This window comes from Streptomyces sp. WM4235 (assembly GCF_001279725.1).
Taxonomy (GTDB): domain Bacteria; phylum Actinomycetota; class Actinomycetes; order Streptomycetales; family Streptomycetaceae; genus Streptomyces.
The window spans coordinates 1-24,470 of the sequence record NZ_LGDE01000456.1 but is presented as its reverse complement, the minus strand read 5'-3'; the positions used below and the strand labels follow the sequence as shown (position 1 = coordinate 24,470).

The 24,470-nt window shown below is 69.9% G+C and carries 22 protein-coding genes and 3 pseudogenes; 12 read left to right on the top strand and 13 right to left on the bottom strand.

The genetic code is table 11. From position 1 onward, the window contains the following. Positions 1-467 precede the first annotated feature (467 nt). Positions 468-818 carry a MerR family transcriptional regulator gene (locus ADK55_RS32025; RefSeq protein ID WP_053683871.1) on the top strand — a complete coding sequence of 117 codons (351 nt, stop codon included), beginning with the start codon at positions 468-470 and terminating at the stop codon, positions 816-818. A gap of 61 nt (positions 819-879) precedes the next feature. On the opposite strand, the gene ADK55_RS32020 is transcribed toward ADK55_RS32025, so the two are convergent. Continuing rightward, the gene (locus tag ADK55_RS32020) at positions 880-2,142 is read right to left on the bottom strand and encodes a PP2C family protein-serine/threonine phosphatase (protein ID WP_053683875.1); all 1,263 of its coding nucleotides are present in this window, start codon (positions 2,140-2,142) and stop codon (positions 880-882) included. 465 nt (positions 2,143-2,607) lie between these two features. Continuing rightward, a complete protein-coding gene (locus tag ADK55_RS32015; protein ID WP_053683869.1) occupies positions 2,608-3,087 on the bottom strand; it encodes a hypothetical protein in 480 nt (159 codons plus the stop codon). A 50-nt stretch (positions 3,088-3,137) separates the two neighbouring features. Here ADK55_RS32015 and ADK55_RS40585 point away from each other — a divergent pair, with 50 nt between their 5' ends. The 5 genes from ADK55_RS40585 (at position 3,138) to ADK55_RS31995 (ending at position 9,037) form a co-directional block, all read left to right on the top strand. Next, positions 3,138-3,407: an HNH endonuclease gene (locus ADK55_RS40585; protein ID WP_078999669.1), complete on the top strand. Its 270-nt coding sequence runs from the start codon at positions 3,138-3,140 to the stop codon at positions 3,405-3,407. A gap of 217 nt (positions 3,408-3,624) precedes the next feature. Continuing rightward, positions 3,625-4,173, top strand: coding sequence for a hypothetical protein (locus tag ADK55_RS32010; RefSeq protein WP_053683867.1), 549 nt, complete (start codon positions 3,625-3,627; stop codon positions 4,171-4,173). Next, positions 4,170-4,811, top strand: coding sequence for an OmpA family protein (locus ADK55_RS32005; protein WP_053683865.1), 642 nt, complete (start codon positions 4,170-4,172; stop codon positions 4,809-4,811). Before ADK55_RS32010 ends, ADK55_RS32005 begins: the two co-directional genes overlap by 4 nt. Before the next feature lie 670 nt (positions 4,812-5,481). Beyond that, the gene (locus ADK55_RS32000; protein ID WP_053683863.1) at positions 5,482-6,960 is read left to right on the top strand and encodes an MFS transporter; all 1,479 of its coding nucleotides are present in this window, start codon (positions 5,482-5,484) and stop codon (positions 6,958-6,960) included. A gap of 454 nt (positions 6,961-7,414) precedes the next feature. Then, a complete protein-coding gene (locus tag ADK55_RS31995) occupies positions 7,415-9,037 on the top strand; it encodes an MFS transporter (protein WP_053683861.1) in 1,623 nt (540 codons plus the stop codon). 455 nt (positions 9,038-9,492) lie between these two features. On the opposite strand, the pseudogene ADK55_RS40810 reads toward ADK55_RS31995, so the two are convergent. Further along, a pseudogene (locus tag ADK55_RS40810) lies at positions 9,493-9,690 on the bottom strand (IS701 family transposase); the annotation flags it as partial. 909 nt (positions 9,691-10,599) lie between these two features. On the opposite strand from ADK55_RS40810, the gene ADK55_RS31985 reads away from it, so the two are divergent. Then, a complete protein-coding gene (locus ADK55_RS31985) occupies positions 10,600-12,147 on the top strand; it encodes an RICIN domain-containing protein (RefSeq protein ID WP_053683859.1) in 1,548 nt (515 codons plus the stop codon). 233 nt (positions 12,148-12,380) lie between these two features. Here the strand turns inward: ADK55_RS31985 and ADK55_RS31980 are convergent, their stop codons facing one another. Continuing rightward, positions 12,381-12,857: a MarR family winged helix-turn-helix transcriptional regulator gene (locus ADK55_RS31980; protein ID WP_053683857.1), complete on the bottom strand. Its 477-nt coding sequence runs from the start codon at positions 12,855-12,857 to the stop codon at positions 12,381-12,383. 128 nt (positions 12,858-12,985) lie between these two features. Between ADK55_RS31980 and ADK55_RS31975 the strand changes: the two genes are divergently transcribed. Further along, a complete protein-coding gene (locus ADK55_RS31975; protein ID WP_234350341.1) occupies positions 12,986-13,600 on the top strand; it encodes an SgcJ/EcaC family oxidoreductase in 615 nt (204 codons plus the stop codon). Continuing rightward, a complete protein-coding gene (locus ADK55_RS31970; protein ID WP_053683855.1) occupies positions 13,597-14,367 on the top strand; it encodes an SDR family NAD(P)-dependent oxidoreductase in 771 nt (256 codons plus the stop codon). The genes ADK55_RS31975 and ADK55_RS31970 overlap by 4 nt, the downstream gene beginning before the upstream one ends. 419 nt (positions 14,368-14,786) lie before the next feature. On the opposite strand, the gene ADK55_RS31965 is transcribed toward ADK55_RS31970, so the two are convergent. Beyond that, on the bottom strand, positions 14,787-15,536 hold the full coding sequence (locus ADK55_RS31965; protein WP_053683853.1) for an MBL fold metallo-hydrolase: 750 nt from the start codon (positions 15,534-15,536) through the stop codon (positions 14,787-14,789). Between the two features lie 92 nt (positions 15,537-15,628). After that, positions 15,629-16,609, bottom strand: coding sequence for a GlxA family transcriptional regulator (locus ADK55_RS31960; RefSeq protein ID WP_053683851.1), 981 nt, complete (start codon positions 16,607-16,609; stop codon positions 15,629-15,631). A 1,128-nt stretch (positions 16,610-17,737) separates the two neighbouring features. On the opposite strand from ADK55_RS31960, the gene ADK55_RS31955 reads away from it, so the two are divergent. Further along, positions 17,738-18,115, top strand: coding sequence for an HIT domain-containing protein (locus ADK55_RS31955; RefSeq protein WP_053683849.1), 378 nt, complete (start codon positions 17,738-17,740; stop codon positions 18,113-18,115). 7 nt (positions 18,116-18,122) lie between these two features. Here the strand turns inward: ADK55_RS31955 and ADK55_RS31950 are convergent, their stop codons facing one another. After that, positions 18,123-18,368: a hypothetical protein gene (locus tag ADK55_RS31950; RefSeq protein WP_053683847.1), complete on the bottom strand. Its 246-nt coding sequence runs from the start codon at positions 18,366-18,368 to the stop codon at positions 18,123-18,125. Positions 18,369-18,388: 20 nt separating this feature from the next. Here ADK55_RS31950 and ADK55_RS40280 point away from each other — a divergent pair. After that, positions 18,389-18,466 (top strand): annotated as a pseudogene (locus ADK55_RS40280) (hypothetical protein); the annotation flags it as partial. Between the two features lie 156 nt (positions 18,467-18,622). Next, positions 18,623-19,108, top strand: coding sequence for a hypothetical protein (locus ADK55_RS31945; RefSeq protein ID WP_234350340.1), 486 nt, complete (start codon positions 18,623-18,625; stop codon positions 19,106-19,108). A gap of 21 nt (positions 19,109-19,129) precedes the next feature. Here ADK55_RS31945 and ADK55_RS31940 read toward each other — a convergent pair whose 3' ends face one another. From ADK55_RS31940 to ADK55_RS31915, 6 genes and pseudogenes are all read right to left on the bottom strand, one after another. Then, the gene (locus tag ADK55_RS31940) at positions 19,130-19,633 is read right to left on the bottom strand and encodes a GNAT family N-acetyltransferase (protein WP_053683845.1); all 504 of its coding nucleotides are present in this window, start codon (positions 19,631-19,633) and stop codon (positions 19,130-19,132) included. A 43-nt stretch (positions 19,634-19,676) separates the two neighbouring features. Then, positions 19,677-20,879, bottom strand: a complete 1,203-nt coding sequence (locus tag ADK55_RS31935) for an MFS transporter (protein WP_053683844.1) — start codon at positions 20,877-20,879, stop codon at positions 19,677-19,679. A gap of 113 nt (positions 20,880-20,992) precedes the next feature. Further along, a complete protein-coding gene (locus tag ADK55_RS31930; protein WP_053683841.1) occupies positions 20,993-21,421 on the bottom strand; it encodes an Rrf2 family transcriptional regulator in 429 nt (142 codons plus the stop codon). Between the two features lie 318 nt (positions 21,422-21,739). Continuing rightward, positions 21,740-22,384, bottom strand: coding sequence for a GAP family protein (locus tag ADK55_RS31925; protein ID WP_053683839.1), 645 nt, complete (start codon positions 22,382-22,384; stop codon positions 21,740-21,742). Between the two features lie 308 nt (positions 22,385-22,692). Continuing rightward, positions 22,693-23,241: a GNAT family N-acetyltransferase gene (locus ADK55_RS31920; RefSeq protein ID WP_053683838.1), complete on the bottom strand. Its 549-nt coding sequence runs from the start codon at positions 23,239-23,241 to the stop codon at positions 22,693-22,695. 427 nt (positions 23,242-23,668) lie between these two features. After that, positions 23,669-24,470, bottom strand: a pseudogene (locus tag ADK55_RS31915) (hypothetical protein); the annotation flags it as partial.

Below are 24,470 nucleotides of genomic sequence, written 5' to 3'. Positions count from 1 at the left end.
CTCGGTGAAGGCGTCGGCTGCGGGCGCGCGCATCGGGAGGTTCGGCAGTGGGGTTCCAAGCCAGAGCGGATGCGGGATGGGCGACGGGGCTGGCTGCCGGAGAGTGTGGCGCTTGGTCAGGTCGCATGCAGTACAAGCGGGTCGCATGACCAGGAGTGAGAGAAGTACCGGCAGTACGCGGTTCCCCGCTTGGCAAGTAGTTGGTCCATTGAGGGATGAACGGAGGAGTGAAGCGCCATCAGGATCGCCCGGACGTGGTGACAGGGTCCGGGTACCGCAGGACATCGTGAGTGAGGTGGTCTCCGGTCAAGCAACCGCGATCCCCGTATCCCCGACCGTGTATCGGTCGGGTTGGCGGAAACAGAAGGCCGGCGCAGTATCAGGGCCGGTAGATGGTGTAGTAGTTCCTTCGGGGCCCCGGTGCCATAGGCACCGGGGCCCCTCCACGCGTTCCCCAGAGAGGTGCGATGACAGCAGGAGATCCGACCGGTCCGCTCGGCGGCCGTCTCGATGACGACGATTACCCCGCCTACACGATGGGCCGGGCGGCCGAGATGCTCGGCACCACCCAGGGCTTTCTCCGCGCCATCGGCGACGCCCGCCTCATCACACCGCTTCGCTCCGCGGGTGGGCACCGCCGCTACTCCCGCTACCAACTGCGGATCGCGGCCCGCGCCCGGGAGCTCGTCGACCAGGGCACCCCGATCGAGGCTGCCTGCCGCATCGTCATCCTCGAAGACCAGCTGGAAGAAGCGCAGCGCCTCAACGCCGAATACCGCGACGCCGCCGCGGCGACGGATCCGCCGTCCGAGGTCTGAAGAGGGACGTGCACACCGGGTGCCGGGCGAGTCGGGGTCCGCGACCTGACGGCCCTGTTCCTCAGCCCAGGGTCATGGCCCGGCAGTGGGCCGTCGCGTCCTTGGACGGTCGTGAGGCGTCGGTGAGGTCGGCGCCGGTGGCGGCGTCACGCCGGGAGTTGCCGACGCCGTGCCAGTCCAGGCACATGACGGTCGCGTCGTCGTCCAGACGCCCTTGGACGGCATCGACGATCGCCCCGATGAGGGCGCGGGCGGCTTCGCGCGGATGCAGCACGCGGGTACGGATGATCAGGTCCGACAGATCGAGGCTCTCGGCGTTGCGCTCCAGCATGCCGTCCGTCAGCATCACCAGCCGGTCACCCGGTCGCAGGTCCAGCGACTGCACCCGGTAGATGTTGTCCCGCGAGGCCTGGAGGCTGAGGCCGAGGGGCGGATCGACCTTGGGAACGATCTCCTGTACTCGCCCGTCGCGCATGCGCAGCGGCCAGGGGTGCCCGGCGTTGACGAACTCGGTCCGGCCGTCGAGCAGGCTGATGCGCAGCAGTTGGCCGGTGACGTAGCCCCCGCGGCCGTGGTCGCGCATGGCCTGGTCGGCCTGGTGGGCCTGTTCCGCGAGGCCGGCACCCGCCCGCCGTGCCCGCCGCAGGGCGCCGACCACCAGGGTGGCCAGCAATGCGGCGTCGACGTCGTGACCCATGGCGTCGGTCACGGAGAGCTGGACCGTGTCCCGGTCGAGCACGTAGTCGAAGGTGTCACCCCCCACGTGGTCGGCGGGTTCCAACGCCCCGGCGACCGCGAACTGTGCCGCCTCACACGCCAGCGAAGCCGGGAGCAGACGGTGCTGGATCTCCGCGGCCAGGCTCAGCGGCTCGGTGCGGCGGCCCCACTGGTACACATCGGTGTGGGACCGGTTCGCGATGACGATGTACGCCAACGCGTGCGCGGTCTCGCCGATCTCCCGCATCACCTGAGCGTCCGGTGCCGCGGGCAGGAACAGTTCGAGGAGCCCGATGGCGTCCCCGCGGTTGGTCACCGGGGCGACGACCCGCACCGACTGATGCTCCCCCCTGTCCTCGACCCTCGGCCGCTGGCTGCGGATCACGTCGTCGTACAGGGTGCCCCGCAGCGGGATCCGCCGGGCCGGCTCACCGGTCTCGACGCTGCCCGCGGCGCCCAGCCGTACGACCGAACGGCCGGTGAAGTCAGTGATCAGGAAGGACACCGAAGCGGCTCCGAGGTGCTCCTTGAGCATGCGCGCGACCACGTCGAGCGACTCCACGGGAGCCGCGGCCTCAGCCGCCTCCAACGTCCCCGCCAAAGTCATCGCCTCACCCCGCCGGATCCCGCCCACGGGAAGATCGGAGGCCTGCCCGTCGTCCGGCTCTCCTGCGGTCACAGCGACCCCTTACTGCTCGATGCCGGCCCGGGGCTTCATCCCGGATACGCGACGATCCGCGCCGCGGCGGCGCCGGACAGGTCACATTTCACCACAAGCCACCCTCTCCGAGACCCCGCAGCCTGCCCGCCACCAGCCCAGGGAGCTTTTCGGGCCAGGGGCGCCGTGCGGGATCGACGTGCACGACTGCGGCATCGCCCCGCACGGCGACGAGCGAGCCTGCGGAGGGCTCACCGACATCGACGGTGCGCACGAAACGGCCGTGATGCGCACCGGCTGCCACCCCGAACCGGCCCGGTGCGGGGTGCGCGCCTGCATCGCCTGGCTCATGGCCACGACATTCAGGCGGTGCGGGTTGTCGACGATGTCCTGGGTGTTGGCCCGGAGCGTTGTTCACACGGCTGATGCGTGGGTGCCCGTCGAGTGCGGTGTGGCAGCGGTGGTGGTGAGGGCGCGGAGCGCGGCCGCTTGCGAGTAGGCGAGCAGGCCGATCGTGGCGGCGGCCATGACGAGGGCGAAGAGCACGTGGCCGAGGGTGGAGGTGACGGCCAGCCCCAAGGCGTTCAGGGCGAAGTGGCCTCCGATCCGAAGGGCGATGAGCGCGAGGGCGACCTTGCGGGTCTCCTTGCCGCGCCACAGTGCTTTGGCGAGCTTGATGCGCTTGCGCATGAGGGTAAGCGAGATGGTGATGTTCGCGGCGAGCAGGAGCACCAGCACGGGCCATGCCGCGGGGAAGGCCTTGAGGATGTCGAAGGCGGCAGCGAGGACGCCTTCGAACGCGAAGAACCAGACCGGGAGCCGGTAGTCGGCGGGTACCAGGCCGCTGATGTCGGTCGCTTCGCCCAGTACGGTCTTCTTGCTCAGGATGTTCATGTCGCCCCTGCGGTAGCTGTGTTGACCGCCAGTCTGGCCGGGGCACGGGTATGCGTGGCAGGGCTCCGGGTCACACATACCGCGTGACAGGTGTCATGCGTCCGGCGCCGGGAAGGCCCCGCTCCGCCAACAGCCCGGCGCAGGCTCCATGTGGAGCCCATCCGTTTCATCGCCGTGGCAACATCCCTGTGGATGTGGACCACACGAAGCCCCTCGCCCTCGGCGGGACGGACGCGGACGGCACTCTTCAAGTGCTGTGCCGGGGCTGCCACAAGCTCAAGACGAGTACCGAATTCGGGGCCGCTGTCGCCCCGCACTGACACCGCGGCTACCGGACACCAGGTCAGTTTCCGTACGCCCAGAGGGAGAAGGCTTCTCCTGGACTTCTGTTGAGTTTGATGTGTGCGATGCATGTCACTGGGGTGCAGGGTTCGCATGCGCTACTGTGCAACGCGTTGCAGTGGACGGGAACCAGGGGGAAGCATGATGCGCGAGATACAGGATCAGACCGCTCTTGGGCACCGAAGTTGGCATGGAATGGCGCAAGTCGGGGCGAAGGTGGCCGCCATCAGCCTCGTTGCGGTCGTAACGCTTTCGCTGAGCGGGTGCGGGGGGGGTGACTCGGGTGGTGCGCCGGACGGCAAGAAGCCGGCCGCCGAAGAGCCGGCCGCCGCGGGCCCCAAGGGCAAGGGTATGGAGATGAAGGGCGCGAACGGCGCGGTGCTCACCATCGACTCCGTGCAGCGGTACGAGGGCGGTGTGGTGACCGTTCGCGGCGAGATGCGCAACGACGGCAAGGCAGCGTTGAACACCAACCAGTGGACCGGCGGCAACGATCTGTCGCTGAAGAACGGCTACTCCTCGTCGGGTGCCTCCCTGGCGGACCTCAAGGGCAAGAAGCGCTACTACCCGCTACGGGACACGCAGGGCAACTGCCTGTGCAACCAGTTCCACACGGTCTTCCAGCCCGGCGACACGGCCCCGGTGTTCGTCCAGTTCCCGGCGCCGCCGGAGGGCACCACGGAGGTCGACTTCGCCATGCCGACCTTCGGCACCGCCCCTGTCAAGATCACGGTCGCGCAGTGAGGCCGGCGACGACGGGGCGCCCCCCTGCCCCCCGGCTCGCGGCCTGCGCACTCACCGCCGTATGCCTGACCACTCTCCTCGGTCTCTACGACGCCCCTGCGGCCCGTGCCGACCCCTCGCCCAGTGCCTCGCCCGAGCCGCCACCCGTCCCGGTCGATCCGCACGCCGAGGTCCTGGAGCTGAAGAAGGGCGCGAAGCTGGCCCCTCCGGTGGTGGTCGACATCCTCTCGGTCTCCGGAGACCTGTCCGGCGACTCGGGGCGCGAGGAATCGAATGACGACATCAAGCTGACACTCCAATCCGAGGTCCTCTTCGCCAAGGACAGCGCGGAGCTGAGCGGCCGAGCCGCCGCCCGGATCGCCGAGGTCGCCAAGGAGATCAGGGAGAACGGTCCGCGGAAGGTCACGGTCCGCGGCTTCACCGACAACCTGGGAACGTACGCCCACGGCAAGACCCTCTCCACGAAGCGTGCCGAGGCCGTACACGCGTCGCTCGCCGCGGAGTTGGGTGGATCCGGGATCGCCTACGAGGTGGCCGGCAGGAGCGAGGACGACCCCATCGCGGACAACTCCACCGAGGAGGGCCGGAAGAAGAACCGGCGGGTGGAGATCTCGTTCGGGCGGGGGGCGGCGAAGTAGGGCGCGGTCGGTCTACGGATCGTCCCCGCCGGGGATGCACCAAGGGACGCAAGTGAGTCCTACGGCATTTAGTGCGGTTTGCTTTGAAACCATATGAACTGCCTCAGTGCCTGTGTGATGTCGCGATCGGACATCGACGTGCAGGAGGTCGGCGATCCAGATCATTGCGGCGCGGACGCGGACGCGGACGAGGCCCGGCATCGGCCGCCGGTGGTGGACGGGCGCGCTCGCCGGCAGCCCGCGCCCGCACCTCCGCCACCCTCGCGGCCCGGACACCGGTCCATGCGGGAATCCGCAACGCGTCCCTTGGCCCGTGGGTCGACAGTAGTGGGTCCGTTATCTGGTGTGCGTCGGGGCCCGGGGGCGTCATATGGTGGACCCGTTCCTGTGCCGAGGTGTCGGTGGCAGTGACCGGATTCCCTGTTCCTTCTGTAGCGATCTCGAGGTGACGTCCTATCAACCAGGCCATGTAGTCGTCCGTGTTCCTCACGTGCTGTTTCGTCGCACGTGTCCGGGGGCGGACGTCGCGCTGGCCTGAGTTGCGTCACCCTTCCCCGCAGTCTTCCTTCCCGGGTGCAGCTCTGCCGTCTGCCCCGGGTTTCGTGTTCTCCGGCCCCGGTGCGGCCGTCGGCAGGGCTCCCCGATTCCTTTGGATCAGGAGTTCCCCGTCGTGTCTTCCTCCGCGCTCGACAACGAGCCGCAGCACACCACCGAGCCCCCAACCCACCCCACACCTGGACCGTCGAAGATGGCTGTGGGGGCCTGGATCGCCCTTCTGGTGCTCTTGGGCGCCGAGCTGATGGACATGATCGACCAGTCGGTCGTCCTGACCGCCCTGCCCGCGATCCAGGAGTCGACCGGCGCCGGGCCGGACGCGGTGCAATGGCTGACCACCGGCTATTCACTGCCCGTCGCCGTCGGGCTGATCACCGGCGGGCGCCTCGGCGACCGCTACGGCCGGCGCAGGATCCTCCTCATCGGCACCGTCGTGTTCACCGCTGCTTCGCTGCTGTGCGGCCTCGCTGCCGGGCCGGGCGTGCTGATCGGCTCCCGCGGGCTCCAGGGCGTCGGAGTCGCCCTGATGATCCCGCAGATCCTGGCCACCCTGCATGTCACCTTCGAGGGGCAGAACCGCAGCAAAGTGTTCGGCCTGTACGGGGCCGTCATGTCCCTCGCCAACGTCCTGGGCCCGGTGATGGGCGGCCTGCTCACCGAGGCCGACCTGTTCGGGCTGTCCTGGCGGCCGATCTTCCTGGTCAACGTGCCCGTTGGCCTCGCCGTGCTCCTCCTGGGACGCCGGTTCATCCCCGAGTCGACCGTCCGCAAGGCCGACCGGCTCGACCTCACCGGCATGTTGCTGTCCGCACTGGCCATCGTCCTGATCGTCTTCCCGCTCACCGAGGGGCACCTTCATCACTGGCCGCTGTGGTGCTTCGCCCTGCTCGCCACCGGCCTCCTTGCGCTGGGCGTCTTCCTCCGCCACCAGCAGCGCAAGCAGGACAACGCACCCCTTGTGCCCCTGTCCCTCTTCCAAGGCAGGCAGTTCTCCGGCGGCATGGCCGCTCAGCTGATGCACGGCCTTCTCTGCGGGCTGTTCTTCATGACCTGGACCCTCTACCTCCAGCGCGGCCTGGGCATGAGCCCCTTCCACGCGGCCCTGGCCTTCGTGCTGCTCTCCCTCGGAGAGCTGGCCGGCGCGACGCTCGCGGCGAAGAGCGGCGGGCGCTTCGCCCGCCGCCTTCCCCAGGCCGGAGCCCTCATCGCGTCCGCTGCGATGGTCGCCTACGGACTTCAGGCCGCCGGAGGCCAGGCGGACCTGACCCTGCCGGCGATGACCGCTCCGGTGGTACTGATCGGGTTCGGCCTCGGCATGGTCGGCGGCCCGCTCGCCGACTTGTCGCTGGCCCGGGTCCCGCACGAGGACGCCGGAGCCGCCTCGGGTCTGTTCAACACCGCGATTCACCTGGGCATCGCCCTCGGCACCGCGCTGACCGCCCTGGTGTTCTTCGCCACCACCGGCGGCTCGCCCGACGCCGGACTCAACCGCGACGCGTTCATCACCGTGCTGTGGTGGGTCGGTAGCCTCCTCGCCCTGATGTGGGCCCTGATGTTCTGCCTGCCCAAGGAGGCCAACAACCAGGTCGACTGAGCCACCCCCAGGCCCCGGCCACGACATCGGCCGGGGCATGGGCCTTCCTCGACCTCGCCGTCCTCGGCGGCGACGGGGTCACGGAAGGGGCGCAGGACCGAGCCGCGGGCGGACTCGATGTCCGGACGGCCTGCACCGTCGTCTCGGACCTACCAAGTGCTCGGCCTGCCTACCCAGGAGCCATCAAATCCTGTCCCGCCATTCTCTCCGTACGTCTGCAGTGCCCGCCACACCGCGTCCAGAGTCGCTTTGAGCGGGGCGGGCTCGGCGGCGGCGAACACGGCGGGCAGCGCGGAGTGCGGCTGCGCGATCGATTCGGGGACGTGCTCGCCGAGATCGCCCCGCGGCGAGCCGACCGAGCCGGCGACGGTGGCGTGTCATCCCAATGGGGCGATGTGCGGCACGGTGGATCAGGCAAGACTCTCGCGAAGCCCCACTTCGCCCCGGAGGTTCCATGTCGAAAAACGGCGCGCCTCGCATCGACGTTCCGCGTGAGGCCCCGGCGCGGGCGCCGCTCGTTCTGGCGTCCTTGATCATCGTTGCCGCGGTGGCCAACTTGAACCTGTCTGTGGCCAACGTGGCGCTGCCCGCGATCGGGAAGGCCTTCGACTCCTCCCAGACCGCCCTGAACATGGGCGCCGTGGGGTACTCCCTCGGCCTGGCCGCATCGGTGCTCTATCTGGGTGCGGTCGGCGACCGTCACGGGCGCAAGCTGCTGCTGCTCCTCGGTATCGCTCTGTCCATTCCCGCCTGCCTGCTCGCGGCGTACGCGCCGAACGACACCGTCCTCGTGCTGGCCCGGATCCTCGGCGGAGTCTCGGCAGGCATGGCCTACCCGACGACCCTGGCGCTGATCACGGCCCTGTGGGCGGGGCCGGGGCGGACGAAGTCGATCGCGCTGTGGTCGGCCCTGGGCGGCGGCATCTCCATGCTCGGGCCGGTGATCGCGGGCGCGCTGCTCCAACACTTCTACTGGGGGTCGGTCTTCCTGGTCACCCTGCCCCTCGCCGCGGTCGCGCTGGTCATGGCCCTGCTGTTCATCCCCGCGCACGCCAACGAGTCGGCCGAACCGGTGGACAACCTCGGCGGCGTCCTGTCCGTCCTCCTGATCGCGGGACTGGTGCTGGGAATCAACTTCGCCGTCGTCCCCAACCAGGGGGCACTGGCCGTCGGCCTCGTCGTGGTCGCCCTCGCCGCCGGGGTGGCGTTCATCTGGCGCCAGCGTCGGGCACCCAACCCGCTGTACGACCTCCACATCGCCGGCCGGCGCACGTTCTGGGTCGCCGCATGCGCGGGAATCATCGTGTTCGGCTCCATGATGGGGTCGGCGTTCATCAGCATGCAGTACCTGCAGAATGTGCTCGAGTACGACGCCGTCGAAGCCGGCGCCGCCATCCTCCCCCTCGTCGTGATGATGGTGCTCGTGGCACCGCGGTCCGCGAAGCTGGTCGAGACACACGGCGCCCGTACGACCCTGCTGACCGGCTACGTGTTCCTCTTCCTCGCCTTCGCCTGGATGCTGCTGTTCTGGGACGAGGACAGCAGCTACTGGCAGATCGGCCTCGCTTACGTCTTCATCGGCATCGGCGCCGGCTTCGCCGGGACGCCCGCATCGCACTCGCTGACCGGATCTGTGCCCGTGCGACGGGCCGGCATGGCCTCGGGCACCGCGGACCTGCAACGGGACCTCGGCGGGGCCATCATGCAGTCCGTCATGGGCGTGCTCCTCATCGCCGGCTACGCCTCGGCCTTCAGCGCGGCGATCACCGCTTCTCCCGAGAGCAAGGAGGTGTCGGACCAGGTCCAGAGCGAGCTGACGAAGTCGTTCGCCTCTGCCGGGCAGGTCGCCCAGCAGCACCCCGAGTACGCTCACCAGATCGTCGCGGCAGCACGCCAGTCGTTCCTCCACGGCGACGACTGGGCGTACACCGTCGGCCTGGGCGCCATCGCCCTGGGTGCACTGTTGATCTTCTTCAAGTACCCGCACCGGGATGCCGAGCGGGAACTCCTGCGGCGCTACTACACCGAGGACTCCGCCACCGCCACCACCGAGAGACCGAGCGGACCGGGAGCCTGAGAGGTCGGCCGGTCAGCCGGTCGCCAGCCGTGTCGTGCGCGACGTGACGCCCCTCCACACCCCGTGGCAGTCGGTCCTGACGCCCAGGAGCGGCCGATCCGATGGTCCTCATCACCGGCCGCACCGACTCAAGGCATCCCCCCTGCCGGTCGGCGAACGTCGGCCGCCGGTGACGGGCCATCGCGGGGCATTCAGATGGTATTCATGGGTGCCTACTCGGGGCATGGCAGATGCAACCGTGAAGATCGGCTCCGAGACCCGAGACCCGAGACCCGAGACCGCCTCGCCACCCTCGCGGCCGCTCACGGCAAGAGCGTCCGTGCCTACCTGGCCGAACTGGCCATCGAGGAAGAGAAGCAGCTCGCACTCGGCCGGGCCACCGCGGCCTTCCGCGAAGCCGTCAGCAGGCCGGGCATTGCCGCGGCCTTCGACACCGAATACGCCGGACTCTCGTCGACATCGTCGCGTACCTCGTCGGTATCCCAGCTCGCGTTTCGCAGCAGCCGCTGCATCGCGCCGGGGCGGGAATGGCCGGCTTCCTCAGCCAGCTGCCAGCAGTTCTTGCGCTCGACGCCGGACAGCAGTACGAGTACGAACGCCCGCGCTGTCGCTCTAGGCTCGACCCGCCGGAACCGGCCTGCTATGCGGGCCATGGCCTGGTCGAACATCGCCCGCCAACGAGCGGGTCTACGCCATGGCCCGCGGCCATTGCACCATCTTCAGTGGTCGTTAAGTCCGACTTCTCTTCGTTCGTGATCGCTCGATCGTGGTACTGATCGTCGTCCGGGCTGCTCGCTGGGCATGTCCATGTTATACGTCGGCCGAAGGCCGGCGCGTCGCACGCTCTCGGGCCCGTCCTCCTCCGTTGCGCGGGCTTGCATGCAGTGTCCGCACAGATCCCCGCAGCAGTGCGAGTCGTCGTCGAGCCCTGCGGTTCGGCCTTGGTGTGATGTGGCACCAGGAGGTCGCGGCTGTGGCCGCGCCGGGCCGCCCAGACGAGGAAGTCGCGTGGCTCGTAGCGAGTGCTGGGGCTGCCCGCGAGCCACTGGTCGATGGCCGCCTGCCCGCTGCCCCCTGCCCGCCCGGCCGGCCGAGGGCGCCTCGCAAAGGGAGGCTACGAGGCCGCGGCGTCGGAAGAGGGGCTGTGGACCCGGCCCCGCCGTCCTCTTCACGCTAAGCCGCCGCAGTGGGGACGCGCCTTCGCCCGTTTCCGCCGACGGGGGGCGATCGACGAGGCCGCCGACCCGGTACTGGGCTGCCGGGGGAGCTGTCGGAGTCCGCCACCCCACGAACGGGTGAAACACGCCGTGCCGCCGACGCGGACTGGGCAGCTCCCGCAACCGCTCCATCGGCGGCAGCCCGCCGCACCATCTGGAGCGGGCAAGTTGACGAGGCGGACGGTGGAAGACTGGCAGTGCGTCGAAACCCCGCTGGTCCAGGGCGACTTGGCAAGGTCACCTGTTGGCCCGCAGTTTCGCTGCGTTCGTCACGGGCCGGCCCGGATCGCACGGCTTCGGCCCGCACCGGCAGGGCTTTGAAACGCCCCCATGAGAGGAAACCCTGTGGCCATCGGAATTCGGCTGCCGCGCGGCTTCGCCGCCATGAGCACCGCCTTGCTCGCCGCCGCCGTCGTTCCGCTGACGGCGCCCAGCGCCGCGGCCGCGTCCCCCATCTGCTTGAGCGGCAAGCTTCAGTACGACTACCAGTCGGCCGAGGCCGGCCGGGGCAAGCCCACACTGACCAAGCCGGTCCGCAACGCGAACGTCCAGCTGTGGGGCAAGGAGAAGTCCACCGACACTCCGCGCCGGCTCACCGCCGACTACCAGTACACCGCTGTCGCCGACGGAGGATTCAACCTCTGCTACACCCCCACCACCGCCACGATGAGCAGCATGTGGGTGCGGTTCAGCACCGAGAGCACCAAGCTGTGGAAGGTCAGCGACGGCAACGGCGCCGTGTACACGTTCGACTCGCCCACCAAGACGGACCTTGCCGCCGGCGCCGACCTGGGCACCCTCAAGGCGTCCAACGCCCGGGCTTGGCATGCATTCGACACCATCAACATCCTGTGGTGGGCCCGCAACAACCCCGTCAGCGACTGTTGGTCCACCCACGAGGCGAACAGCAATGCCTGCACCGAACTGAACATCCGGTGGACCGCCAACTCGGCCGATGGCCCGTCCTACGACCTGGCCAACACCGTCCACCTCGCAGCCGCCGACCCCGACTCCGAGCACACCGTGCTCCACGAGGCCGGCCACTTCTTCCAGCACCGTCTCTACAACGGGCAGTTCCCGGCGGTCACCGGCTGCAACCCGCACTTCATCGACCAGGCGAGCTCCGGCAGCTGTTCCTGGACCGAGGGCTTCGCCGACTCCGTAGCCGCCTACCTCCTGAAGGACTACCGCTACGTGTGGCCCGACGGCAGCAGCCAGAACTTCACGTACACCACCGGTTGGCACACCGGGGACCAGGTCCAAGGCAACGTTGACGGCGCGCTGCTGGATCTGTGGAACAACGTCGACGGAGGCTGGGACAGGACCGTCAGCGTGATGACCGCGCGCCGGCCCGCCACCTTCGCCGACTACTTCCAGACCGGGCGGCCCGCCGCCAACCCGCCGCTGGCCACCACCGGCGCCGCGCTCACCGCCCTGGCCGCCCACGCCGTCAACTACGGCCCCACGATCGTGGGCGACGGCCGCACCCACGTCCTCACCAACGGCGGTGGCCTGGCCCTGGAACGCGCCGACCAGTGCGGCGCCTCCGGCAGCTCCCCGGCCACCCTCGCCACCTATGACGCCACGCGCAACAAGCAGCAGTGGACGCTGGTCGCGAACGGGGACGGCACGGCGAAGCTCATCGATGGCTGCCCGGACCACCTCGTGCTGACCGCACCCGCCACCGCCGGCGCCCCCGCCATCCTGCGGGCCGTCAACTCCTCCAATCCGGGCCAGGGCTGGAAGGTCACCCAGAACAGCAGCGGCACCCTGACGATCACCAACCCGGCGACCGGCTACTCCCTCGACAGCGCCCCAGTCGCCCCCGGCGCTTCCGTCACCGCCAAGCCCGCCGGCAACGCGAACACCCAGAACTGGGCCGCGCTCAACTGACCGCCCTCAACGTGCCGACGTTCCCGATCTGAGGTGCGGGCGGAAGTGACCGACTGGTGTGACCTCACGTCAGTGTCCACCCGGAGCGCAGCGGTGGCCCTGGGTGGTGGGGTGGTGGCGAGCACCGCGGCTCGGGGGCCCTGGCGCGGTGAGCGCCAGGGCGGCCACCGGTCCGAGGCGTGCGCGCGCCTTCGCGAGCCCGGCCTACGGATCGCAGGCCATGGGGCCCGCCCCTATCGGCCGCCTTTGCGCTCCTGCGTCGAGGCGCGGATCTCCTCCGTCGCCTCGCGGAACGCGGGGGCCGCGCGGGAGAAGTAGTCGAAGAGCAGGTCCAGTTGGTCCGGCGTGTAGCCGGCGAGGACCTCGCCGATCCGCTTGCGGGCCGGGCCCACCGCCGCCTCGACGCCCGACAGCGCGTCCGGCACCGCTTCGACCACGACCTTGCGCCGGTCGGCCGGGTCCGCGGTGCGGCGTACGTACCCGGCGCGCTCCAGCCGGTCGATCAGCCGTGTCGTCGCCCCGGTGGTGAGTCCCGTCCCGACCGCGAGTTCGCCGGAGGTGAGCCCGCCCGCCAGGGTGATGCGGCTCAGGGCGTACCACTCGGACGCCTGGAGGCCCGCGGCCTCCGCACCCGCCATGCCGTGCAGCCCCACGGCATCGACGTACTCCCGGAAGACCGCCCGCCGGTCGCCCTGCTCCTGCTCCGTCATCGCGTCACCTTTCCCCTTGCCATTTATCTGCATGCATGCAGATAATGCACGTGTGCAGTTGTTGCGCCAGTGTAGTCAACGCGGCGGCTGCCGTCATCCGACCGTTCCGTCGACCGAGAGGCATTCCCGTGAACAAGAAGCCCGTGAACAAGAAGACCGTCAAGCGCGCCGCCCTCGCCACCGCCGTCGTCCTCGCGTTCGGCGCCGCCGCCGCGTACCTCTACCTCGACACCACCTCCGGCATACGGCGCACCGGCAAGGAGAACTGCGCCGACGTCATCCCGGCGGGCGCGAACACCGCCGACGGCGAGGCCATCTGTGCCACCCTCGACGCCCTCATCGACGCCTGGGCCCGTGGTGACGCGGAGGCGTACGGCCGCCTGTTCACCGAGGACGGCACCTACACCACGTACATCGGCAGCCACTACCAGGGCCGCGCCGACATCACCGAGGCGCACGGCGCCCTCTTCAAGGACTTCGTCAAGGGCACCAAGCTCGCCGCGAGTTACCTCGACCTGCGCTTCCTCGGGAAGGACGCGGCCGTCCTGACCGGCCGCGGCGACGACTACACCGGCGGCAAGCCCGGTCTCGCCGATCTGTCCAAAGTCCAGACGTACACCCTGGTCCGCGACACCGACGGCGCGTGGCGTATCGCCGCCTTCCACAACACGCAGCGCCAGAACGTGATGGAGCGCTTCTCCTTCCTCTACTCGCCCGCCACGGCCCCCAAGGCGGAGAAATGACCGTCCTGATCACCGGCGCCACCGAAGGCATCGGCCGCGCCTTCGCCCTCGCACTGGCCGCCGAGGGCCACACCGTGACCGCGGTTGCCCGCACCGAGCGGCACCTGCGGGCCCTCATGACCGAACTCGGCCCCGGTGGATCCGACGGCGAACACGACTACCTCGTGGCCGACCTCGCCACCCCCGACGGGGTGCGCACCGTGGCGGACGCGTTGACGGCCACCCCATACGACCTGCTCATCAACAACGCCGGCCTCGCCCGCCCGGGCCCCTTCGCCGACACGCCCCTCGACCAGGCCCTGCCCGCACTGCGCCTGAACTGCGAGGCGGTCGTTGCCCTCGCGCACGCCTTCCTCGCCACCGCCCGCCACGGCGCGGCCCTGGTCAACGTCGCCTCCACCCTGGCCTTCGCCCCGCAACCCGGCCAAGCCGTCTACAGTGCGACCAAGGCCTTCGTCGCGTCGTTCTCCGAGGCGCTCTGGTACGAGCAAAGGCCGCGCGGGGTGTACGTGATGGCCCTCTGCCCCGGACCGACCGCGACCCGCCCCGGCCTGCACTCCGACATCCCGGCCGCCCTGGTCCGGACCCCCGAGGCGGTCGTCGTCGCCGCCCTCACCGCCCTGCGCCGACGCCGTCGCCCCACCGTCGTCCCCGGCCGGGTCAACGCCCTCCTCGCCGCAGTGACCCGGTACCTCCCGCGCACCACGACCCTCTCCCTCCTCGCGGATGGGCCGGGGGCCACTGTTCCGCAGGGACCTCGCGGCTGACGTTCCGTGCAGGCCGGGCGCTGAGGCCGGGGCCGCGGCCGGCACGCGGCCTTTCAGGGGGGCGCCGATGAACCGCACGATCACGATGGGTTTCCAGTCCGGCGAAGAACCCGCCTCACCCGAGGTCCCGGCCCGGGAGGTGCGGCGTTGATCGGCAAGCCGGCGCCCGAACGGGTATGCGCCCTCCTGCCGGACGGGCTCGTAGGGGACGTCCAGGTGTTCCTCGCGTCGCCGGTAGCGGTGGTGAATGGGCGCGCCAGGGGCGTCCCGTGGCGCAAGCCGAGGCGACGATGGCGACGTGGCCCGCCAGATGATCCGCTGTCGCCGCCCGGTCGGTCACGTACGTTTCGCGGTTCTGACGCGCCCATGATGCCGCGCGCCGGGACGGTGAGGAGCAGAGTGTGCGCGAATCGCTCGTGTCAGCTCGTGGTGCGGGTTCGCAGGCGGCCCCGGTTCGCCCGAGCGGCCAGGCGCCGCTGTTCCCGTTCCGCCCAGCGGTGGACGCGTTGGGGGTCGAGTGGGGTGCCGTGGCCGACGTGCAGTTTCGTGGGGTTGAGGGCGAGCATGGCCCGCAGGCTGGCCAGGTTGTGCAGGGGGTCGTCGTGGAAGGGCGGGTTGGCCGGCTTGCCGGGGATGAGGCCCATGAAGGAGTTGGCCACGAGGTCGCCCGCCACGAGGTTGCCGTCGTCGGTGAGGACGGAGACGGAGCCCGCGGTGTGGCCGGGGGTGGGCATGATCCGGGCGTGGAGCCCGAAGTCGGTCAGGTCGGTCTCACCGTCGACCAGGATCCCGGGTTCGAAGGGGTCGGCTGGGACGTGCAGCTTGCGGTTGCGGTTCATCAGGCGGCCCATGGGTCCGGTCGGCAGATGGGGCATGCGGGCCCGGCCGGTGCGGAAGGGTTCGAGGTCGGCGACGTGGCCGGCGACCGGGGCGCCGGTGAGGTGGTGGAGCTCAGCCGCGGAGCCGAAGTGGTCGATGTGGCCGTGCGTGATGACGATCAGGGCGAGGTCGGAGGGGTCGACGCCGTGCCCGGCGATCCGGTCGCGGATCATGCGTCCGCTGCCGGGTGTTCCGGCGTCGACGAGGACGGGACGGCGGCCGAGCAGGAGATAGGCGTTGACCGCGTGCTTGCCGAGCACCGGAATCGGAATGATCTTCGTGCGGGACATGGTGGACTTCCATTCAGGGACCGCGCGCGGGCATGCCTCGGCGTCCACGGGGCGTTGGGGCGGGGGAGAGGGAGAGAGGGAGAGATAGGGCTTCAGCGGAAGCGACGGCGATATTCGGCCGGCGTGGTTCCGAGATGACGTTGAAAGACCCGATGGAGGGTCTGGAGGGAACCGAGCCCGCTGGCGGCGGCGATCTGCGGCAGGCCGGCATCGCCTTCTTCGAGGAGCCGGCGGGCGGTCTCCAGTCGGGCGGATTCCACGTACGCGGCGGGCGTGGTGCCGGTGCGTTGCGCGAACAGTCGTGAGAAATGACGTGGGCTGAGGCTGACCCGCTGGGCGAGCGCCTCGGCGGAGAGGTCCGCTTCGGGGTGTTCCGTGATCCACTGGCGCAGTTCGCCGATGCGGTCGCAGGTCGGTTCCTGGACGGAGAGCGGCACGCTGAACTGGCTCTGACCGCCGGAGCGTTTGACGTACATCACCATCACGCGGGCGGTCGCGAGCGCCAAGGCGTGTCCGTGGTCCTCGGCGACCATCGCCAGCGCCATGTCCATCCCCGAGGTGATTCCTGCGCAGGTCCACACAGAGCCGGAGCGGACGAAGATCGAATCGGGGTCCACGCTGATTTCCGGGTACTCGGCGGCCAGTTGCGCCGAGGTGAGCCAGTGCGTTGTGGCGGACCGACCGTTCAGCAGGCCCGCGGCCGCAAGGAGGTGGGCGCCGGCGCACACCGATCCGGTGCGGCCCGCCCGAGGCACCGCCGTACGAAGCCAGTCGGTGACCACGGGATCGACGACGGCCCGGCTCCCGCCCTCCTTCGGGTGGACGACCGCGCCGGACACCAGCAGGGTGTCGACACGGCCGGCCAACTCGTCGAGGCGCAGGTCCGCGAGCAGCCGGACGCCACTGGAAGTGGCCACGGCGCCCCCGTTCGCCGACGCGATCTCAACGGTGTAACGGGGGCGTTCGCCGTCGGTCACCCGGGAGGCGACCGAGAAGACCTCGGCGGGCCCTGTGACGTCCAGGAGTTCCACGCCGGGGAAGGCGACGATGACGACACGGTGGGGTGCGGGCATGCACCGATCCTCGCCTCCGCGCACCCGTGTCCACAATGACGAGGTTGTCTCAGATCTTGCCATCGCCCCGCCGGGGGTGGCCTTGCCACGCCCCAGGAGTTCCGCCGGCCCGCGTCGGGCGGGCGATGAGCAAGTCGCGAGCCCCGGGCTTGAGGGCGCAGCCGAGGCGCCGTTCCGGACGAGCCCTGGCCGACTCGAAGTTCCTGCGGCCGTATACGCGCATCCGGTGGGTCGCGCATCACGGGTGCTTGCGGACAGGCGTGCGATGGAGCCCAGCCGTCGGCCCCGGCCCCACCCTCACGCCTCTCCGGGTAGCACGCCTCCCAGGGTGAGCCGATGCGGGCGCGGGCCGCGGAGGTGGTGCCGGGCCCCGGTGTGCCGGCGGGCGGCGCTGCTTTCGAGTAGAAGTTCGACGGACACCGGGCGCTCCTGTTCACCGAGCGAGGCGTCGGCCGAGGAGGATTCGCGGGACGACAGGCGTGGAGTAACTCGCTTCTGCGGAGCGTGCTTGACAGCCGTTCTCTCGCCGAAAGAGGCGGAGAGTCGATTCTTCGCGACGCCCGGGCACTGCCGAGGTTCGTGGGGCGCAGTCCGCGTGTGACAGTCGGAACCTGCGGGCGCCGGCCAAGGCCCGGCGGCCGCCAACCCGGTTGGCCGCTAGAGTCACAGGTCATGGGGGATCGCATACGTGTGAAGCACTGCAAACAGTGCCGTCGGCCGCTCGACGGGCGCGGCCGGTGGCGGCGCCCGAAACGGTTCTGCAGCCGCCGACACCGCCTTGGGTACTGGGTGGAGGAGATTTTGGACGCCGTCCTGAACTAACGGCTCGCTCGGCTCACCGGCGAGGCCGAGAAGGCCGCCCGCCGCAACCTCGTGAAGACGGCGCGGGAGTCGTTGCAGCACACGGTCCGTCAGGCCGCCGTCCTCGCCCACGGCCACACGGATTTCCGGCGGCCGTTCACCTGGAGGGTGAGCCATCCCCGGTCCACGAACACCCCTTCGCGGAAATGGTGTTGAGTCGATTCGGCCACGAGTTGGCTGATCGCTACGCTGGCGTCGGGGCCTGCCCGACGACCACGTCGGGCAGGCGACCTGCCGAAACTTTCTGCCTAGCGAAGGTGTGTACCTGTGACCGGTACCGCGACCGTCTCCGACTTCTACTGCCATCAGGCGCTGGCCGGCGCGGTTCCCATCGAGCGGGTGAAGGAGACCGAACGGGTCCTGGCCTTCCACCACACCAACCCCTCGTACCCGGTGCACATCGTGGTGATCCCCAAAGAGCACGTCCCCTCGCTCACCGATCTCGGCAACTCCGGCGAGGACCTGCTGCACGAGGTCGTCGCGGTGGTACGGGAGGTGGCCGCCGGCGTGGAGAAGGAGTACGGGTCGTGCTCGGTGACGACGAACCTGGGCATGTACCAGGAGTCCAAGCACCAACACTGGCACGTCCTCTACCGGGGCGAGAGCGAGGCGGAGATCCGCGACATGTACGGCAACCACGACTGACCCCGCGCTACCGGCGCGGGTCCGCCGTCTGCAGGACGAGATCGGCGATGCGATCGGCCGTGGCCTCCGGACGGGGACGGGCGACCTGTCCACCGCGGGGGACGACGGACAGGGCAGCGCGGGCCTGGACGCGTACGCCGGTGTCGGTCAGCTGCTCGTCGGCGATGACGCGGCAGCGCTCCGGGTGCCGAGCGGCGTAGGCACGCGCGTTGTCGAGTTGATCCCCCCGGCTGACGGAGGCGGGCAGCGGCACCAGGACGGCAGGGGGCTGGGCTGGGCTGGACGCTCTACGACTGGAACGGCGTCCCGGGCTTCGACCACGACGGCGCCACCATCGGCCAGTACGGATTCCTGCGCGTCGTCCCGGAGTCGGAGGTCGCCTTCGTCCTGCTGACCAACGGCCGCGGCTCGCGCCTCCTCTGCACGGACCTCCTGCACGAGCTCCTCGACGAACTGGCCGGCGTAGGGATGCCCGCGCCCTTCGCTCCCGCGGCCCGGCCGCCCGCCGTGGACATCACACCCTTCACCGGTACACACCGGCGCGAGGGTGTCGCCATCACCGTCTCCGAACGCGACGCCGAAGGACACCTGGTGTACGCCTTCGTCGACGGGATGGCAGGGCTCTCCCCGGCGATGGAGATGCGACTGGTCCCGATCTCGGAAACGGTATTCGCCGGGGCGGGTGCCGGTCCCTTCGTCGAGGACTGGATGCCTGTGGTGTTCTCCGCTCTCCAGGACGGCACCGGTGTCTGCTGCATCGGCATGCGCGCCGCCCGAATGGCCCGCCGCCCCACTGGGTTTCTCCAGGGAACAGGTCAGGTTGCCAGGGGTCCGATCGACGATGTGTACGGTCAGCTTCGACACGCCGGTGAAGGTGCCAGTGCCACCGCACTCGCCGAGAACCATGGACGAGACGGTGAACTCACCGAGGATCACTCGCAGTCGTCGTCAGACTCTCTCAGTGGGTCGGCTTCCGGCGCGGTGACTGAGTGAGGGCCGTTGTTTGGGCGGCGTTCAGGGAGAGGGGAAGTCGTCTCGGTCCAGGGCATAGACCGTGCACGGTCGGCCGAGGACGGTGTCCTCGCGTAGTGGCGCGAATCCGAGGCGCTGGGCGACTGCGGCTGAGGCCGTGTTGCCGTGGTGGATCATGGCGGTGATCCGTTCCAGCCTCAGCGGGCCGAAACCCCAGGTGAGAACGGCTTGGGCTGCTTCGGTCGCGTAGCCCCGTCCCCAGTGCGTGCGGGCGAAGGTCCAGCCGATCTCGGTCTCGCCGAACTGCTCCCACCAGTTCAGGCCGCAGCGTCCCATCGCCAGGCCGGTGCTTTTCAGTTCGACGGCGCACAGCCCGTGGCCGCGCCGGGTCCACTGCCGGTGGATGTCGCGCAGGCGCGCTGCGGCTTGCTGGTTGGTGTAGCCGCCGACGAATCGGTTGACCTTGTTGTCGGCGTGGAGTTGTACCCACCAATCGGTGTCGGCGTCGGTGAGCGGGCGCAGTCGGAGGCGTTTCGTGGTGATCACTGTTGTTCGGTCCTTGCTGTCCGCGGGTGTTGTCGGCTGTGCGCTACTCGGTCGGCAACGGCAATGGTCGCGCTCGTGCCGCGGAAGCCTCGTCAGTCCCGCGTCGGCGGATGACGGCGTGGGCCGACTCCGCCGCCACGAGGCCGAGTGCGATGAACGCCGCGCCGACGGCGCCGAGCCAGTGTGTGCCGAACCACGCCATCCCGGCCTGCCCGACCAGGGGAGCAGCCGAGACGCCGATGTAGACCGCGGCCGAGGCGAGGCCGGTGAGCAGGGGTGCTGCCGTGGGCATGGCGGTGATCAGGCGATGGGTCTGAGGCGCGAGAAGTCCCCATCCGCAAACACCCCATACGAGGAGCGCCGCGACGGCGGAGGGAAGGTGTGCACTGGCCCACGGCAGCAGCGCGAAGTCGATCGCGGCCACGGTGATCGAGGTGTTGATGACGCGGCGATCGCCGAAGCGGTCGACCAGAGTGCCCGAGGCGAGTGTTCCGACGGTGGCCGCCAGGCCCCACACGAACAGCAGGGCGGCGAGGGTTGTGCCGCTGCCGCCGGTGGCGCGGTCGAGGCTTTCGCCGATGAAGGAGTAGACGGTGTACAGGCCGGTGTAGGCGAGGAGAGTGGTCAGCAGGACCAGACCGATACGGCGGTCGGCGAGCGGGGGGACACGCGTGCGCAACGGGACCGCCGGGGGTGTGGGGATCGAAGGCAGGAACAGGGCGATACCCAGGGCGGCTGACACTCCGAGAGCGGAGACGAACCACATGGTGGCACGCCAATCGCCGGTGAGGCTGCCGAGCGCCGTGCCGATGGGCGCACCGAGTGCGGTCGCGGCGCTGAGGCCCGTCATGACGGTGGCGATGGCACGGCCGCGACGCTCCGGTGGGGCGAGCGCGGCGGCTGCGGCGACGGCGGCGGGGGTGATCATGGCGCCGCCGAGCCCGGCGACCGCCCGAGAGGCCAGGGCCACGGCGAAGACGGGGACGAAGGCCGTCACGAGGTTGCCCGCGGTGAAGATCGCGAACCCGGCGAGAAACAGGGTGCGGCGCGGCAGGCGCGCGGTGAGGGCGGCCATGACCGGACCGAGCACGGCGTAGGTCAAGGCGTAGGCGGTGAGCAGCCAGCCGGCGGTGCCGACGGGGACATCGAGGGAGTCCGCGGCATCCGGCAGGATGCCGGCGATGACGAAGCTGTCGGTTCCTATGGCGAACATCGCGGTGGCAAGGACCACAAGTGATCGGTACACGACGGAAGGACCTCCAAGGCTTTGGATGTAACAGAGATGGTTACGACAGTGGTCCGAAGAAAGGCCGGTCCATGCGGACCAGCCGGGTGGGACGGGAGTGCGGGGTCCTGGCTTCAGGCAACCGTCTCCCTCAGTACCTCGGCGACGGTGACCGCGGCCAGTTCGGCCTTCATCGACTCCTCCGCGCGGCTGTACGTCTCCCGCAACACAGGCGGGATGCCGCGTCCGACGGGGCACTTCTGGTTGGGAGTCGCGGCGTGCAGCGCGATGAGCGGATCGGGCTCAACGGCCAGGTAGACATCCCTCAGCGTGATCGACTCCGGGGTGCGAGCCAGCCTCCAGCCCGCACCCTGGCCGCGCTGCGAGACGACCAGGCCCGCGTCGCGCAGGCTGCCGAGGATGCGGCGGATGACGACGGGGTTGGTGTTGACGCTGTCGGCGATCTGATCGGACGTCACGATGCCGTCGACCCGCTTGGGGCAGACGAGCGCCATCCAGGTCAACGTGTGCGTGGCCGCGGTCATGCGACTGCTCGCACTCATGGAACCTCCCGTTGCCTGGATGCGACCGATGTCGATCCCGTTGCAACTGATTCTGTTACGACAGGGCGGTGCGTGTCCAGTCCTGTCCGCAGCCACTACGACGTCGCCGGCACCCTCATCATCGGCACGGTGGGACTATCTGGGTCCGGTCGGCGAGATGCTTGACCTGCACGGCCGTTCTGGGACCGGGTCGATGGCATCGAGGAGAACTGACTTCGATTGAGCGGGCGTTGTGGGACCTTCCGAACGTGGTCCCAGCCCAGCCCGGTCGACCGCGCACGTCCGGGCAGCCCGGTCGCGGACGAGAAGGGCGCGACATCAGACAACCAGCTCGTAGACGCTCCGCACCGTCAGCCACAGGCCGACGAGCAGGGAGAGCGTGACGATCAGCTGGTCCTGGTGCTGCTCGGTCCAGGTTCGCAGGCCGTTCAGCCTGGCCTCCGCGGCCGCCGGTGCCCAGACCTTGTACATCTCCATGGCGACGAGGCTGAGGGTGGCCAGCAGGCAGTAGCCGGTCAGCGCGAGCCAGTCCGTGAGGGAGGAGAGGTCCGCGGCGACGACCGTGGCGGCGCCGGCCCCGACCAGCGCCCAGGGCTGGAGCAACCAGGCCAGCCCGGCGGCCGTGGCCAGTGAGGCGTCGTCAACCCTGGCGGTCCAGCGCGGCGGGTGATGCGGGCGGGGTGGCCGGCGCCGCCGCTTCGCGCCATAAAGCATCAGCCCCAGGCCGATGGCGAGTTTCGCACACGAAACGGCGGTCGACGGGGTGGTGTGGCGGGCCGGAGGATTCCCACCGGTCAGCAGCAACACGCATGCGATCACCACAACCAGGTTGGCGAGCCACGACAAGAGGAACGCCAGGCCCTTGTGGACCCCACGTCGCGAGGAGAGCAGCAGGATGAACGCGCTGTTGTGCAAGGGTCCCAGCGTGATGGCGGTACCGATCACGACCAGATCGAGAACCATCAGCGCAGTCACTCCGGGAAGGTCAGGGCATCGGCCGCCTTGAGACGGGCGAACCGAGGCGCGGGGTCGGACAGCGCTCTCACGGCGCCGCATCCCGACTCTGCGGGCCGAGGCCCGACCGGTCAAGCGGCCACGCTCATGTCCCCGAACGCCGCACACCCGGTGGCGGGGGGGCCTTGGGAATCCCGTGGACCGGGCGACTCTTGAACGCCGAGGCCGCTCGCTGTCTGTTCTGCCCGTGCCAGGGCACCCGTGGAGACGTCCACGCCCTCCGGCGTGGTTGCCGTGCGCCTCGTGTGCGTTTGCTCTCAGACCTCGGGAAGGGACGGATCGGGTGTCCAGGGGTTCGGTGCGGTGATGGACCAGCGTTCGTGGTCCCGCCAGGCGCCGTCGATGTAGAGGTAGGCGGGCGTAAGCCCCTCGTACCGGAAGCCAAGCCGTTGGACGATGGCCAGAGATGCCTTGTTCGCCGGCTGGATGCCGGCCTCCAGCCGGTGGAGCCGCAGATCGGTGAACGCGTACCGCATCGTGGCGGCGACCCCTTCGGTCATGTACCCCTGCCCTGCCGACGGGGCGAAGGCCGCGTAACCGAGGGACGCGCCCTGGTAGCGCCCCCGGATGATCGAGTTGATGTTGACCGTGCCGGCGGCCGCACCCGTGTCGCGCACGCGGACCAGGAAGCCCTGGTTGGAGCCGTCGTCGAAACGGCGCATCCAGTCCAGGAACTCCTGCGCGTTCGTCGGCAGTCGCATCCACGGCAGGTGCAGTTCGGAACTGGCCCGGACGAGGGTACAGAACTCGTCCTGGTCGGAGAGGGTGAGCGGGTGCAGTTCGACCCGTGACGGTATCTGGAGCATGGGGCCACGCTAGGGCGCCTACGGGTAGCGGGTGAATCGAATTTCGCGCCCGGTCCGAAACGAGGGCCGGGAACGCTCCGTGGTCGCTTTCGAAGGCCGCAGGCGTCGTCGCTCCCTCCGTCGCGGTGGGCTGTGTACCGGTCGAGGGCGACCGCTGTGACGGCCCCGTGCCCTCGGACGTCGAGTCCGCCCTGACCCGCCAGGTGGTGTGCGACGCGCGGGTCACGGGAACGCCGGAGGAGGCCAGAGGTCATCACCCCGCACCACGGTCCCAGATGACGCGACGTCAGCGTGGCAGAACGCCGTTGATCGTCCTCACGGGATGTGTGCCAGAACCGAGTTATGGAAACACTTGCCCGGCGTGTTGGCGTCAGTCGATGGCCGACGGCGATTGCCATGCCCGTGATCGCCACGTGGGTGTCGTCTCTCAGCGTCGGGCCGCAGTCGGCGGGGTGGCGGCGCCGTTCAGGCAGTGGTCGAGGAGTGCGTGCATGCGGGGGACGGGGAGGGACGGGTTGGTCGCGGCGCCCTCTGCGGTGCGCAGGTCGGTGAGGAGGGTTTCCAGGGTTTCCGGTGTCAGGGTCGGGTTGGCGGCGGCTGCCCGGCGTACCGCATCGTCGGGGTCTTCCAGCGGAGGTTCGGGCAGGGTGGCGTCGGCCGCGGCCAGGGCGCGTACCTCGGGGTCCGGGTGGCCGATGAGGTGGGTCCGGCCGGTGCGGGGAAACGCGGGAAGGGTCAGCAGGTGCGGACGGTGGGCCGGGCGGGTCACGAAGACGTCCAGAAGGAGGTGCGGCGGAGCCAGCGGGGGGTGGCAGGCCAGCTGGATCCGTACCTCCTCGTCATCGTCCAGCGCCAGTGTCCCGACGAGCTTCGCGGGCAGGCCGGGCCAGCGCGCCGCAACCCGGCGGAGCACCGGTTGCTCTGACGCCGCGCAGGCGGCGTACCAGTCGGGCGACGGCTCGGTGGCCGGCTCCGTGATCGGGCAGGTGCAGTCGCGACCGTGATCGACCACACTCTGGACTGCCTCGAATTCGGCCCAGGTACGGATGGAGGGCTGGAGGCGGGCACGCATCCGCACGTCCTCGTCCGGATCCTGCCTCAGTTCCGCCGCCGCCTCCGGTCCCAGGTCGGGCCGGGTGGCGACCAGCCTGCGGATCTCTACGTCGGGGTGGCGGGCGAGCCGGGCGAGGGCGTCGGCCGGGGTATGGCGGGCCCGGGCGCCGCGGGCG

Excerpts from the sequence above, each read along its gene's own strand:
- ADK55_RS32015 (WP_053683869.1), bottom strand. The coding sequence starts at position 3,087 with ATGAACATCCTGAGCAAGAAGACCGTACTGGGCGAAGCGACCGACATC.
- ADK55_RS31930 (WP_053683841.1), bottom strand. The coding sequence starts at position 21,421 with ATGAGTGCGAGCAGTCGCATGACCGCGGCCACGCACACGTTGACCTGG.
- ADK55_RS31995 (WP_053683861.1), top strand. The coding sequence starts at position 7,415 with ATGTCGAAAAACGGCGCGCCTCGCATCGACGTTCCGCGTGAGGCCCCG.
- ADK55_RS32010 (WP_053683867.1), top strand. The coding sequence starts at position 3,625 with ATGGCGCAAGTCGGGGCGAAGGTGGCCGCCATCAGCCTCGTTGCGGTC.
- ADK55_RS32025 (WP_053683871.1), top strand. The coding sequence starts at position 468 with ATGACAGCAGGAGATCCGACCGGTCCGCTCGGCGGCCGTCTCGATGAC.
- ADK55_RS31920 (WP_053683838.1), bottom strand. The coding sequence starts at position 23,241 with ATGCTCCAGATACCGTCACGGGTCGAACTGCACCCGCTCACCCTCTCC.
- ADK55_RS31980 (WP_053683857.1), bottom strand. The coding sequence starts at position 12,857 with ATGACGGAGCAGGAGCAGGGCGACCGGCGGGCGGTCTTCCGGGAGTAC.
- ADK55_RS31925 (WP_053683839.1), bottom strand. The coding sequence starts at position 22,384 with ATGGTTCTCGATCTGGTCGTGATCGGTACCGCCATCACGCTGGGACCC.
- ADK55_RS31965 (WP_053683853.1), bottom strand. The coding sequence starts at position 15,536 with ATGTCCCGCACGAAGATCATTCCGATTCCGGTGCTCGGCAAGCACGCG.
- ADK55_RS40585 (WP_078999669.1), top strand. The coding sequence starts at position 3,138 with ATGCGTGGCAGGGCTCCGGGTCACACATACCGCGTGACAGGTGTCATG.
- ADK55_RS31960 (WP_053683851.1), bottom strand. The coding sequence starts at position 16,609 with ATGCCCGCACCCCACCGTGTCGTCATCGTCGCCTTCCCCGGCGTGGAA.
- ADK55_RS31970 (WP_053683855.1), top strand. The coding sequence starts at position 13,597 with ATGACCGTCCTGATCACCGGCGCCACCGAAGGCATCGGCCGCGCCTTC.
- ADK55_RS32020 (WP_053683875.1), bottom strand. The coding sequence starts at position 2,142 with ATGACTTTGGCGGGGACGTTGGAGGCGGCTGAGGCCGCGGCTCCCGTG.